Raw genomic sequence first — 13,171 nt, forward strand, 5'->3', positions numbered from 1 at the left:
CGGGGCCTACCGCCCGGTGAGCCGGGCCCGCAGGAAGTCCAGCTGCGCCGCGTGCTCGCCGGCCACCCACCGGTCGGCGAGCCGCTCGTCGGGCACCGTACGCGGCACGTCGCAGCCCGCGTGGCCCGACGGCGGCTGCGCGGCCGCCTGCTCGAGCGCGTGCAGGTACGCGCGGTCCGCGGTGAAGCGGGCCGCGACGGCGTCGCGCCCGACGGCGACGGCGCCGTGCCCCGGCACCAGCACCGCGACGTCGTAGCGGGCGACCGCGTCCTCGAGCGCGGCGAGCGCCCGACGGTACCCGCCCAGCGGGTCGAGCGGCGCGCGGGCCCGGTCGCCGCCCGGGCCGACGTCGAGCAGCGGCACCTCCTGGTCCGAGAGCATGTCCCCGGCCACGAGCACGCCACGCGTCACCAGGGCCAGGTGCCCGGGCGCGTGCGCCTCGTGCACGACGACGCGGCAGCCGCGCGGCGCCGGCGGCACCAGCGGGACGTCGGCACCGACGGGTGCGGAACCGAGAGGGGTGAGCGCGCCGAACAGCGCCCGGTCATGGCCCGGGGCGGCCGACGACGCCTCCTGCCAGCCGCGCTCGACGTCGCCGGCCAGGGCCGCGATCGCCGTCGGCGTGGCGAACCGCGGCACGTCCCCGAGCGCGGCCGACCACAGCACGTGGTCCCAGTGCGGGTGCGTCGCGAGCCCGGCGGCGACCCGCCACCCGCGCGCGGCGACGGCGGCGGCGAGCCCGTCGACCTCCGTCGGCGTGATGCCGGGGTCGACGACGAGCGCGGCGCCGTCGTCGTCGACCACGACGACCGTGTTGGACGTCCAGATCTCGGCCGTCGCGACCCAGACGCCGGCCGCGACCTGCCGCAGCTCCCGCACGCGACCACCCCTGCCCGTCTCGACGCGTCCCCCGCATGCTTGCACGCCGGCTCGGCCCTGTGACGTGCGCTGCCGTGTCGGTCCCGGTGCGCGTCGCCGTCCGTGGCTACCGTGGGTTCACTATGCCGAGCCGGACCCCCTCCTCGCGTTCGACGACATCGCGTTCGACGACCCCGCGGTCGGCATCGGCCGGCGCGCCGCGCCCTGCGGCGTCGAGCCGGGCCGGTGCGGCCGGGGCGTCGCGCGCCGCGCAGCGGACGGCTGTCGTGCGGGCGCAGGGCACCGCGGTACGGTCGACGTCCCGCGGTGCGGGCGGCAGGCCGGCCGCCGCGCGGACCAGCGGGAAGCCGTCGGCGAAGCCCGCCGCACGGCGCACGCCGCAGCGTCCCGCCCCGAAGCGGGCACCCTGGCCCTTCCGGGCCGTACGGGCCCTGTGGCTGGGCGTCGCGCACGGCGTCGGGGGCGCCGTCCGCACGATCTTCCGAGGAGCGAGAGACCTGGAACCCGAGCACCGCCGCGACGGCGTCGCCTTCTTCCTCCTCGCGCTGGCCATCGTGGTGGCCGCGCGCGAGTGGTGGCACATCCCCGGCGTCTTCGGCGACGTGGTCCACGCCGTCGTCGCCGGGACGGTGGGCGCCGCGGGCGTCGCCGTGCCCGTGCTGTTGCTGTGGCTGGGCGTGCGCGTCATGCGGCACCCGGAGCGGCCGGAGTCCAACTCGCGCGTGGGGATCGGCGTGACCCTGCTGGTCGTCGCGGTGTGTGCGCTCGTCGCGATCTCGGCCGGCACGCCGAGCCCCGGCGAGGGTTTCGAGGCCGTGAAGGACGCGGGCGGCATCGTGGGCTACCTCACGGCGAACCCCATGGTCGCGGGGCTCACGGCGTACGCCGCCGTGCCGATCTTCCTGCTGCTCGCCTTCTTCGGGCTGCTCGTCGTCACGGCGACGCCCGTGCACCGCATCCCCGAGCGGCTGCGCGGCCTGTACGACCACCTGACCGGCAACCACCGCGAGGAGGCCGCGGAGGTCGACGGGCTCCAGCTCGCCGACGGCGTCTCCGCCCACGACGGCGAGGACGACAAGCCGAAGCGACGGCGCAAGACGCGCGCCGAGCGGGCCGCCGAGAAGCGCGACCTCGACCTGCCCGACGGCGGCTTCGCGGGCGACGAGGCCTTCGAGACGGCCGCGGTGCTGGAGAAGGGCCCCGCCGCAGGCAAGGCGCCCAAGGGCAAGGCCAACCCCGCCACGGAGATCCTGACCACCGTCGCCGCGGCGGGCACGACCGCGGGCACGACTGCGGGCACGACTGCGGCCACCGTGGCGGTCGCCCAGCCCGCCACGCCGGCCCCGGCGCCGATCGGCCGTCCCATCCAGCCCATGCTCGACGGCGACACCGTCTACCTGCTGCCCGACGAGGAGGCGCTCGTCAAGGGCGCCCCGCACAAGACCCGCTCGGCCGCCAACGACCGCGTCGTCGAGGCGCTCACCCACGTCTTCGACCAGTTCGAGGTGGACGCCCAGGTCACGGGCTTCACGCGCGGCCCCACGGTCACGCGGTACGAGGTCGAGGTCGGCAACAAGGTCAAGATCGAGCGCATCACGTCGCTGTCGAACAACATCGCGTACGCCGTCGCGAGCGCGGACGTGCGCATCCTCGCGCCCATCCCCGGCAAGTCGGCCATCGGCATCGAGATCCCCAACACCGACCGCGAGACGGTGGTGCTGGGCGACGTGCTGCGCTCGGGGGCCGCGCACCGCAGCGAGCACCCCATGGTGGTGGGCATCGGCAAGGACGTCGAGGGCGGGTACGTCGTCGCGAACCTCGCGAAGATGCCGCACATCCTCGTCGCCGGCGCCACGGGCGCCGGCAAGTCGAGCTTCATCAACTCGATGATCGTCTCGATCATGATGCGCTCCACCCCCGAGCAGGTGCGCATGGTGCTCGTGGACCCCAAGCGCGTCGAGCTGACGATCTACGAGGGCATCCCGCACCTCATCACGCCCATCATCACCAGCCCCAAGAAGGCCGCCGAGGCCCTGGAGTGGGTGGTGCGCGAGATGGACGCGCGCTACGACGACCTCGCCGCGTTCGGGTTCAAGCACGTCGACGACTTCAACGCCGCCGTCCGCGCGGGCAAGGTCAAGCCGCTGCCGGGCTCCGAGCGCAAGATCGCCACCTACCCGTACCTGCTCGTCGTGGTCGACGAGCTCGCCGACCTCATGATGGTCGCCCCGCGCGACGTCGAGGCGTCGATCCAGCGCATCACCCAGCTCGCCCGCGCGGCCGGCATCCACCTGGTGCTGGCCACGCAGCGGCCGTCGGTCGACGTCGTCACGGGCCTCATCAAGGCCAACGTGCCGTCGCGGCTGGCGTTCGCGACGTCGTCGCTCGCGGACTCGCGCGTCGTGCTCGACCAGCCCGGTGCCGAGAAGCTCGTCGGGCAGGGCGACGCCCTGTTCCTGCCCATGGGCGCGGCCAAGCCCATGCGCGTCCAGGGCGCGTGGGTCACGGAGACCGAGATCCACGCCGTCGTCGAGCATGTCAAGGCCCAGCTCAAGCCGGTGTACCGGCAGGACGTCACCGCGCCGGCCGCGGCCAAGAAGCAGGTCGACGACGACATCGGCGACGACCTCGACCTGCTGCTCCAGGCCGCCGAGCTCGTGGTGACCACCCAATTCGGCTCGACGTCGATGCTGCAGCGCAAGCTGCGCGTCGGGTTCGCCAAGGCCGGGCGCCTCATGGACCTGCTGGAGTCTCGCGAGATCGTCGGCCCGTCCGAGGGCTCGAAGGCGCGCGAGGTGCTGGTGCAGCCCGACGACCTCGCCGGGGCGCTCGCGCTGCTGCGCGGCGAGCCCGCGCAGCTGTTCGACCAGGCCGAGCCCGCCGCGGCGCCCGACCCGTACGCCGACGGCGTCGACGGGCACCGCCCGCCGGTGGCGACGGACTACCACGACGACGCGGACACCGACCCGGAGAACGGCTGGCGGTAGGCCGTCGCGTCGTCCGGGGCAGGGGCCCGGCGGCCGTCAGCCGACGCGGGCCACCACCGTCGGCGGCGGGCCCGTCGGCGTCGGCGGCGTCGTGCGCTCCGGTGCGGCCGTCCCGACGACGTCGGTCACCCGCTGCTCGCGCGCCGCGAGCTCCTCGGTGGACAGCGTCCCCGCGCCGGGGTCCGCGATCGCGTCCGGAAGCGCACGCACGCGGTGACCCGCCGCGCGGTCCACGGTGAGACCCGTCCACTCCACGCCCGTCACGCGCGCCGGCCCGCCCGGCTGGGCGGTGACGGTCGCGGTGAGCAGCAGCCCGTTCGACGACGCCGCGACGCAGCAGTCGGCGCTCTGGTTCGACACCATGTTGCCCAGCCCGTACGCCACCCACATGCCCGAGCCCTCCGGGCCGCCCGCCAGGTGCGCGACGGGCTGCGGCACGTGCGCGTGGTGCCCGAGCACGAGGTCGACGACGCCGGAGTCGGCGAGCGCCTGCGTGACGGTGAGCTGGTCGGGGATGGGGTCGGCGCGGTACTCGGTGCCGTCGTGCAGGCTCACCACCACGAGGTCCGCCCCGGCGGCGCGGGCGGCGGTGGCCCGGGCGACGGTGCGGGGCACGTCGACGAGGTCGACGGCCCACGGCTTGTCGGCAGGCAGCGTGAACCCGTTGAGCCCGTACGCCATCGACAGGTGCGCGACCGTCAGCGTGCGGCCCTCGCGCTCGAGCGTATAGAGCTGCGGGGCGTCCGACTCGGCCTGGCTGCGCGCGGTGCCGGCGTGGCCGAGCCCGGCCGCGTCGAACGCGGCGAGCGTCGCCTCGATGCCCGGGTAGCCCCGGTCGATCGAGTGGTTCGACGCCGTCGAGCACCCGTCCCAGCCCTGCTCCTGGAGGTCGGTGACGATCTGCGACGGGACGCCGAACACGGGGTACGTGGTGACCTCCTGGCCGGGCGGCGCGACGGGGGTCTCGAAGTGGCACAGCGCGAGGTCGGCGCCCTGGACCCACGGGTCGAGCCCGGAGAGCAGGGTGGAGTAGTCGACGACGCCGTCGTGGGTCGCGGAGCGTGTCACCGCGTTGTGCAGCAGCACGTCGCCGGCCGCGACGATCGTGAACACGGCGGGCTGTGGGGGAGGCGGGGGAGTCGGGGAGGCCGCCTGCCCCGGGGCGGCGTCCGGCGGCGGGACGACGACGGCGGCGGCTGCGTCGTCGTCGGAGCCGTGCCGCAGGCTGAGGGCCGTGACCCCGCCGGCGACCAGCGCGGCGACGACGCCGGTGAGGACGAGCGGGACGACCAGGCGGTGCCGAGGCAGGCGAGGCGAGCGGTGCCGTCCCTCGGTCGGCCCGCTCGGCGGGGAGGCCGGGTTGCGCACAGGGAGACGCTAGGGCATCGAGCCTGCTCATCGTGCGGACGAGGGCGCCGAGGCAGTCGTTGCGCCCCGGCACCAACTAGGCTGGGCGGGTGGTCGACGCAGTCCCTTCCCCGTGGAACGCCGCCAACCTGGTGACGATGGCACGCATCGTGCTCGTGCCGTTCTTCGCGTGGGCGCTGCTCGCCGAGGGTGGGCACACCATCACCTGGCGCCTCGTCGCGACCGGCATCTTCGCCGTCGCGGCGCTCAGCGACCGCATCGACGGGCACCTCGCCCGGTCGCGGAATCTCATCACTGACCTGGGAAAGCTCCTCGATCCCATCGCCGACAAGGCCCTCGTGGGCGCCGCGCTCATCCTGCTGTGGGTGCCGCTCGGCGAGCTGCCGTGGTGGGTACCCGTCGTCGTGCTGGTGCGCGAGCTGGGCATCACGGTGATGCGCCTCTTCCTCAAGAAGTACGTCGTCCTGCCCGCGTCGCGGGGCGGCAAGCTCAAGACGACGCTGCAGCTGGCGGCCATCCTGCTGTTCCTCCTGCCGCTGGACCACCTGCCTGATTTCATCCGGGTGATCGCGTGGGTGGTGCTCGCCGCGGCCATCCTCGTCACGGTCGTTACGGGTGTCGACTACGCCCACAAGGGCTGGCAGATCTCCCGCGACGCGCACCGCGCACCCGCGTCGTGACGCCTGCGCCGGCCGACGTCCTCGCGGCCGCGGCCGCGCGCGGGTGGTCGATCGGCGTCGCCGAGTCGCTCACGGGCGGGCTCGTGGTCGCGGCGCTCGTCTCCGTGCCGGGCGCGTCCGCGGTGCTGCGCGGCGGCGTCGTCGCCTACGCCACCGACCTCAAGGCGTCGCTGCTCGGCGTGGACGCCGCCCTGCTCGCCGAGCGAGGCGCCGTCGACCCCGACGTCGCGGCCGCCATGGCCGGCGGCGTCCGCCGGGCCACCGGGGCCGACGTCGGGCTCGCGACCACCGGCGTCGCCGGGCCGGACCCGCAGGACGGGAAGGCGCCCGGGCTCGTCTATGTCGCCGTCGCGACCCCGGAGCGGGCGACCGTGCGGCGGCTGGACCTCCCGGGCGGCCGGGCCGCCGTGCGCGCCGGGGCCGCCGACGGCGTGCTCTCCCTCGCGCTCGAGGTCCTCGCCCGCGGGTGATCCCTGGTCACGATTCGGGCCACGGGTTGGCGCGTGGTGCTCGGACGTGGGAGGTTCGATGCATGGTCACCTGTGACGGGCGTCACTCGGAGGACCCGGGAGGGAACAAGGTCCCGAGGGGCGACGTTGGAGAGGTCGTGATCACCACCAGACCCACCGGCCGGCCGTCGATGCGACAGTCCCGCCCCGACGCGGGCCGTGCAGTGTACGGTAGGTCGACCTCCGGTCACGCGGACCGGACGAGCAACGAGAGGGGGCGCGAGATGGTCGTTCTTCGACGTGAGATCGGCGACGTGCTGCGCGACGCGCGGCAGCGACAGGGTCGCACCCTTCGCGAGGTGTCCTCCGCGGCACGTGTCTCGCTCGGCTACCTGAGCGAGGTCGAGCGGGGCCAGAAGGAAGCGTCGTCGGAGCTGCTCGCCTCGATCTGCGAGGCGCTGGACCTCCCGATGTCGCTCGTGCTGCGCGAGGTCTCCGACCGCATCGCGATCGCCGAGGGCTTCGCGATCCCCGACACCATCCCTGCCGACTTCGTCGCGGGCCTCCTGGGCCGCGGCGGCGAGCGCGCGGAGCTCGCGCCGGTCGGCTGACCCAGACATTCCCGCGACGGGCGCCCCACCTCGAGGTGGGGCGCCCGTCGTCGTTCACGCTGCCGCCTGGTCGGTCACGCTGCCGCCGCGGGCGGTCGCGCCTGGCACGTCGGGCACCAGTAGACGACCCGCTCGAGGGCGCCCTGGTCGGGGCGCTTGTCCGGACCGACCGTCGACCCGAGCGCGATCGCGGTGCCGCAGCGCACGCACGGACGGCGGTGCCGCCCGTGCACGCGGGACGGGACGGCGCCCAGGCCCTGGCGGCGCCCGACGTCCACCGAGTGCGTGATCAGCCGCGACGCCGTCACCAGCAGGGCCCTGACCCGCGTCGGCGGGAGGGCGCCGACGGGCGTCCACGGCCACAGGCGCTCGGCGAAGAGCGACTCCGCCATCCAGATCGTGCCGAGGCCCGCGACCGTGCGCTGGTCCAGGAGGGCGACGCAGAGCGGGCGGGCCGGGTCGACGACGAGGCGACGGGCGGCCTCGGCGGCGCCGTCGTCGGGTTCCGTGCCGTCCGCGGGCGGGGCGACGAAGCCGTCGCCGAGCACGTCCGGTCCGAGGTGCCCGATGAGCGTGGCCTCGTCGTGCGTGCGGACCAGGTCCATCATGCCGAGGTGCCAGCCCAGGCACGTCCACGACTCGGTCGCCAGCACCGCGCGGATCACCGGTGCGCGTCCTGCCGCCTCCGGCGTGCCGGTGCGCCGGACCGTCCATGACCCGTCCATGCGCAGGTGGGTGTGCAGCGTGCGGCCGTCGTCGAACCGCAGCAGCGTGTGCTTGCCGTACGCGACCGACTCGAGCAGCGTGCGGCCGCGCAGGTCGGCGGCGGCGACGCTCGGCCAGCGCAGCTCGGCACGCACGAGCGGCGACCCGCCGAGCGCGAGGCCGAGCCGCTCCGCGGTGAGCTTGAGGACGTCACCCTCGGGCACGGGCACCTCCTGGCGGTCGCGGCGCGCTCGGGAGCGGGCGCCGAGGCAGCGGGCCCGGCGTGCCGTCGGACATACGTCCGTGTGTCGTGCTGGATATACGTCCACGTGTCGTGCCCGGCTCGGCCGGGCGGAGGTGCCAGGCCATCGCGTCAGCCTCCCGCGACGCGCAGGCCGCGCGGCGTGACCGCGAACCCGGCGTCCAGCAGGGCCGCGGCGAGCGGCGTGCGGTCGCGGGCGGCCGTGAGCGCCGCGACGCCGTCGACGCGCTGGACCAGGACGCGGCCCAGCCGACCGCTGCGCGCCCCGCTCGCGAGCTCCCGGGCGGCCGCCCCGAGACGCCGCCCGCCGCCGGGGCCTGGCGGGCCGAACGAGAGCACTGTCCGCCCGCCGCGCTCGACGTAGAGCACGAGGTCCCCGTCCACCAGGACGACGACGGCGCCCGCCTTGCGTCCCGGCCGGTGCGCTGCAGCGCCCTCGGTCCTGCTCGTGTCGGGCGACGCGACGTCGGTCCCCGTGGCTCCGCTCCCGGCCACGGCCGCACGTCCCGACCCGTCGGTCCCGGTCCCGGCGTCCTTGGTCACCCGGGCCGCACCTTCGGAGGCCCGCGGCCACGCCAGCGCCGCCCCGTACGGGTTCGCCGGGTCGGTCGCGGCGAGCAGCAGCGCCTCGGGCGCCCGTGCCGTCCGGGCGTGGGCGGTGTCGAACACCGCGTCGTCGTCGCCCTCGTGCGCCCGGGACCGGTCGGAGGCGTCCGTGCGCAGCTGGTCCACCGCGCCGGGCAGCGCGAACTGCGACCCGCCCAGGCCTTCGACGAAGTACCCGCGCCGCACGGCGCCGCGCTCCTCGAGCTCGCGCAGCACCCGGTACACGTCCCGGAACGCGCGCGTCGCGCCCTCCGACGGGGCCACGGCCCGCGTCAGGACGCCGTGCCGCTCCAGGAGCACCTGCGTCAGGGCGTGCGCGCGGACCGTCGGGTCCTGCTCGACCGCGGGCAGCGCCGACCAGCGCCCGCCGCCCGTGCGCACCACGGCCGCCGCGGACGCCGCCGCCGTCGCGGCGGACGGGCGGCCCAGCGCCCCGAACCGCGTGTGCCGCACGGGCCGTGCCCGCGCCGGAGCCCGGGGCGCGCGGTGCGCCCCGCCCGCCCCCGAGCCCACGGCCTCGCGCAGCGGCCCGAGCCCGTCGTTGGTCACCCAGCCGGCCCACACCAGGTCCCACAGCGCATCGAGGGTCGCCGACGTCGACGCGTCCGCGAGCTCCGCGAGGCGGGGCAGGAAGAACCCGCCCGACCCCGTGAGCAGGTCCAGCACCGCCCGGTGCAGCGGCGTGTCCAGGGGGCCCTCGGGCTCGACCGGGTCCGGCGGCCGCAGCGTCAGCGCGGCCCCGTCGGCCAGGTGCAGCGACACCATGCCGTCGCCCCCGCCCGACCCGGGCAGCCGCCCGTGCCCGCACCACAGCACCTCGCCCGACGTCGTCAGCTCGTCCAGCAGCGCGGGGGAGTAGTCCGGCACGCGCGCCGGAAGCACCAGGGTCTCCAGGGCGCTCGCGGGCACGGCCGCGCCCGCGAGCTGCTCGACGGCCCGCAGCACGCCGTCCACGCCGCGCGGCGCGGACGGCGACCCGACCTGCTGCCAGCGGGGCAGGAACACGCCGAGCGCCTGCGGCTCGACGGGCTCGACCTCCGCGCGCAGCGCCGCGAGCGAGCGCCGCCGCAGCAGGCGCAGCACCTCGGGGTCGCACCACTCGTCGCCCGTGCCGCCCAGCGACGAGGGCCGCAGCGCGCCGCGGACCACCACGCCCACGGCCTCCAGCCGGGCCAGCGCGTGCAGCACGACGGCCACACCGAGCCCGTAGCGAGCCGCGACGTCCGGGGCGGCTACCGGGCCGTGGGTGCGCACGTGCCGGCGCACGAGGTCGCCGAGCGGGTCGGGCACGAGCTCCGTGAAGGCCTCGGGCACCCCGACGGGCAGGGCGACGCCGAGCGCGTCCCGCAGCCGCCCGGAGTCCTCGATCACCGCCCACTGCTCGGCGCCCGCGACGCGCACCCGGATGACGCGCCGCGCCCGCTCGAGCTCGGCGAGCCACGCCGCCACCTCGCCCCGGCCCTCCTCGCGCGTGCGCTCCGCCAGCGCCTCGAACGGGTGGGGGCCCGTTCGGCGCAGCATGTCCCACAGGCCCTCGGCGTCCTTCGCCTGCCGCTCGGGGCGAGCGCCTGGAGCTCCGCCTCGGTGCGCTCGACGGCGGCCGGGTCGAGCAGGTCGGCGATCGCCGTCGCGCCCTGGTCGCCGAGCAGCTCCGCGAGCAGGTCGGGGTCGAGGGACAGCGCCGCGGCCCGGCGCTCGGCGAGCGGGGCGTCGCCGTCGTACAGGAACTGCGCGGTGTAGCCGAACAGGAGGGACTGCGCGAAGGGCGACGGGCTCTGCGTGCTCACCTCGACGATGCGCACGCGGCCCGCGCCGATGTCCGTCATGAGCGCGGTGAGCGCGGCGACGTCGAAGTCGTCCTGGAGGCACTCGCGCGCGGCCTCGAGCGTCATCGGGAAGTCGGGGAACTGCGAGGCGACCTGGAGCAGCTGGGCCGCACGCTGCCGCTGCTGCCACAGCGGCTGGCGGCGGTCGGGACGACGCCGCGGCAGCAGGAGCGCCCGCGCGGCCGCCTCCCGGAACCGGGCAGCGAACAGCACCGACGAGCCGAGCTCGTCGCGCACCGACCGCACGACGTCCTCGGGGTCGACGAGCAGGTCCTCGGCCGTGATCAGCGGCGCCTCGCCGACGTTCAGCCCGCCGCCCGCCCAGGCGGGCGCCGCGCCGAGGTCGTCCCAGGCCGCGCCGGCGTCGGGCAGGCGCAGCACGATGCCGTCGTCGGAGTGCATGACGGCGACGTCGAGCCCGTGCCGCTCGCGCAGGCGCCCGGCGAGGATCAGCGACCACGGCGCGTGCAGGCGCGCGCCGTAGGGCGAGTGCACCACCACGCGCCAGTCGCCGAGCTCGTCGCGGAACCGCTCGACGACGATCGTGCGGTCGTCGGGCACGCGGCCCGTCGCGGTGCGCTGCTCGGTGAGGTACGCGGCGAGGTTGTCGGCCGCCCACGCGTCCAGGCCGGACTCGCGCAGGCGCGCGCGGCCCGCGGCGGCGTCGTCGGCGAGCAGGGCGTCCGTGGTGCGGACGAACGCGCCCATCGCGCGCCCGAGCTCGACCGGGCGGCCCTGCGAGTCGCCCTTCCAGAACGGGAGCCGGCCGGGGAGACCGGGCGCGGGCGTGACGAGCACGCGGTCCGGGGTGATGTCCTCGATGCGCCACGTCGAGGAGCCGAGCGTGAACGTGTCGCCGACGCGCGACTCGTAGACCATCTCCTCGTCGAGCTCGCCGACGCGCTTGCCGCCCCGCTGCTCCCCGTCCTCGGACCCGGCGATGAACACGCCGTACAGGCCGCGGTCGGGGATGGTGCCGCCGCTCGTGGCGGCCAGCCGCAGCGCGCCGGCGCGGGCGGTGAGCCGCCCCGTCGCGCGGTCCCACACGATCCGCGCGCGCAGCTCGGCGAAGTCCTCGCTGGGGTAGCGGCCCGCGAGCATGTCCAGCACCGCGTGCCACGTCGCGTCGCCCAGGTGGGCGAACGGGTGCGCGCGCCGGAACGTCGCCAGCAGCTCGCCCTCGTCCCACTCGTCCTGTGCGAGCGCCGCGACCACCTGCTGCGCGAGCACGTCGAGCGGGTTCTGCGGCACGTGCAGCGGCTCGAGCTCGCCCTCGCGCATGCGCTGCGCGACGACCGTGGCCGGCACGAGGTCGCCGCGGTGCATCGGGAAGACGACGCCGTGCGACACGGCCCCGACCTGGTGCCCCGCGCGCCCGATGCGCTGGAGGCCGCTCGCCACCGACGGCGGCGAGCCCACCTGCACCACGAGGTCGACGGCGCCCATGTCGATGCCGAGCTCGAGCGAGCTCGTCGCGACGACGGCGGGCAGCCGGCCCTCCTTGAGCTCCGACTCCGTGCGGGTGCGTTCGGCCCGGCTCATCGACCCGTGGTGCGGGCGCGCGATGACGGGCGCCTCGGGCGCGATCCCGGCTGCGGTGCCCGACTGCCCGGGCGCCTGCGCGGGCCACAGCACGCCCGGGTCTGCGACGACCTCGCCGAGCCGCTGCGCCCACAGCTCGTTCATGCGGTTGGTGAGCCGCTCGGCCCCGCGCCGCGAGTTCGTGAAGACGAGCGTCGAGGTGTGGTCCGCGACGAGGTCGACGACGCGCTCCTCGACGTGGGGCCACACGGACGCCTTGCGCAGCGGCGAGGTCGCGTCGCCCGTGAGGTCGGGGATGCCGGGCGTCGTCGCGCCGTCGTCGTCGCCGCCGACGCCACCGCCGACGCCGACGGCGTCGAGGTCGGCGAGGTCCGGCACGGGGACGACGACGTCGATGGCCCACCGCTTGACCGACGCCGGCTGGACGACGACGACGTCGCGACCGCCGTCGTCGGGCGCGCGGTGGCCGCCGAGGAACTGCGCGACCTCCTCGACGGGGCGCACGGTGGCCGAGAGCCCGACGCGCTGCGCGGGCCGCGCGCCGGACGCGACCAGCAGCGCGTCGAGGCGTTCCAGGCTCAGCGCGAGGTGCGCCCCGCGCTTGGTGCCGGCGACGGCGTGGATCTCGTCCATGATCACGGTCTCGACGCCGAGCAGGCCGGCGCGCGCCTGGCTCGTCAGCACGAGGAAGAGCGACTCGGGCGTGGTGACGAGGACGTCCGGCGGGCGCGTGGCGAACGCCCGGCGCTCGTTCGCGGGCGTGTCGCCGGTGCGCATCCCGACGTCGATCTGCGGCGTCTCGATGCCCGCGCGCGCTGCGGCCTGACGGATGCCGATGAGGGGGGAGCGCAGGTTGCGCTGGACGTCGGCGGCCAGGGCCTTGAGCGGCGAGACGTACAGGACGCGACAGCGGCGAGCCCGCTCCGGGACGGGCTCGTGGTGCAGCCGGTCGATCGCCCAGAGGAACGCGGCGAGCGTCTTGCCGGAGCCCGTCGGCGCGACGACGAGGGCGTGCTTGCCCTGCCCGATCGCGTCCCACGCTCCGAGCTGGGCCGGCGTCGGGCCCTCGAACGCGCCCGCGAACCAGTCGCGGGTCGCGGCGCCGAAGGCGCCCAGGGGCGTCGGCTCGGGGCCGGGGCGATCCGGGGGGCTGCTCACCTCGCCATTCTGTCCCTGGCCTCCGACATCCGGCCGGGCGCCGGGCGCGGTGCGCGCTCTCTCGGCGGAGCGCGGCGGACGCCCGGGGCGCTCCGGCG

Annotated in this window: 7 protein-coding genes and 1 pseudogene; 4 read left to right on the forward strand and 4 right to left on the reverse strand. The window is 76.2% G+C overall.

Features of this window, described 5'->3' with window-relative positions:
• Window positions 1-6: 6 nt before the first annotated feature.
• Window positions 7-879: an MBL fold metallo-hydrolase gene (locus tag ET471_RS11605; protein ID WP_207207256.1), complete on the reverse strand. Its 873-nt coding sequence runs from the start codon at window positions 877-879 to the stop codon at window positions 7-9.
• A 266-nt stretch (window positions 880-1,145) separates the two neighbouring features.
• On the opposite strand from ET471_RS11605, the gene ET471_RS11610 reads away from it, so the two are divergent.
• Entirely contained in the window at window positions 1,146-3,866 is a 2,721-nt protein-coding gene (locus tag ET471_RS11610; RefSeq protein ID WP_425356554.1) for an FtsK/SpoIIIE family DNA translocase, read from the forward strand.
• A 36-nt stretch (window positions 3,867-3,902) separates the two neighbouring features.
• On the opposite strand, the gene ET471_RS11615 is transcribed toward ET471_RS11610, so the two are convergent.
• A complete protein-coding gene (locus ET471_RS11615) occupies window positions 3,903-5,234 on the reverse strand; it encodes a CapA family protein (RefSeq protein ID WP_242496264.1) in 1,332 nt (443 codons plus the stop codon).
• A gap of 89 nt (window positions 5,235-5,323) precedes the next feature.
• Here ET471_RS11615 and pgsA point away from each other — a divergent pair, with 89 nt between their 5' ends.
• The 3 genes from pgsA to ET471_RS11630 all read left to right on the forward strand — a co-directional run bounded on the left by pgsA (window position 5,324) and on the right by ET471_RS11630 (window position 6,974).
• Window positions 5,324-5,914, forward strand: a complete 591-nt coding sequence (gene pgsA / locus ET471_RS11620) for a CDP-diacylglycerol--glycerol-3-phosphate 3-phosphatidyltransferase (RefSeq protein ID WP_129188501.1) — start codon at window positions 5,324-5,326, stop codon at window positions 5,912-5,914.
• Window positions 5,911-6,384 carry a CinA family protein gene (locus tag ET471_RS11625; RefSeq protein ID WP_129188503.1) on the forward strand — a complete coding sequence of 158 codons (474 nt, stop codon included), beginning with the start codon at window positions 5,911-5,913 and terminating at the stop codon, window positions 6,382-6,384. Before pgsA ends, ET471_RS11625 begins: the two co-directional genes overlap by 4 nt.
• A 263-nt stretch (window positions 6,385-6,647) precedes the next feature.
• Window positions 6,648-6,974, forward strand: coding sequence for a helix-turn-helix domain-containing protein (locus ET471_RS11630; protein ID WP_207207257.1), 327 nt, complete (start codon window positions 6,648-6,650; stop codon window positions 6,972-6,974).
• Between the two features lie 74 nt (window positions 6,975-7,048).
• Here the strand turns inward: ET471_RS11630 and ET471_RS11635 are convergent, their stop codons facing one another.
• Window positions 7,049-7,903 carry a DNA-formamidopyrimidine glycosylase family protein gene (locus tag ET471_RS11635; protein WP_129188505.1) on the reverse strand — a complete coding sequence of 285 codons (855 nt, stop codon included), beginning with the start codon at window positions 7,901-7,903 and terminating at the stop codon, window positions 7,049-7,051.
• Window positions 7,904-8,052: 149 nt separating this feature from the next.
• Window positions 8,053-13,073, reverse strand: a pseudogene (locus ET471_RS11640) (Lhr family ATP-dependent helicase).
• Window positions 13,074-13,171 lie beyond the last annotated feature (98 nt).

Origin of the sequence: Xylanimonas protaetiae (assembly GCF_004135385.1) — a bacterium.
GTDB classification, from domain to species: domain Bacteria; phylum Actinomycetota; class Actinomycetes; order Actinomycetales; family Cellulomonadaceae; genus Xylanimonas; species Xylanimonas protaetiae.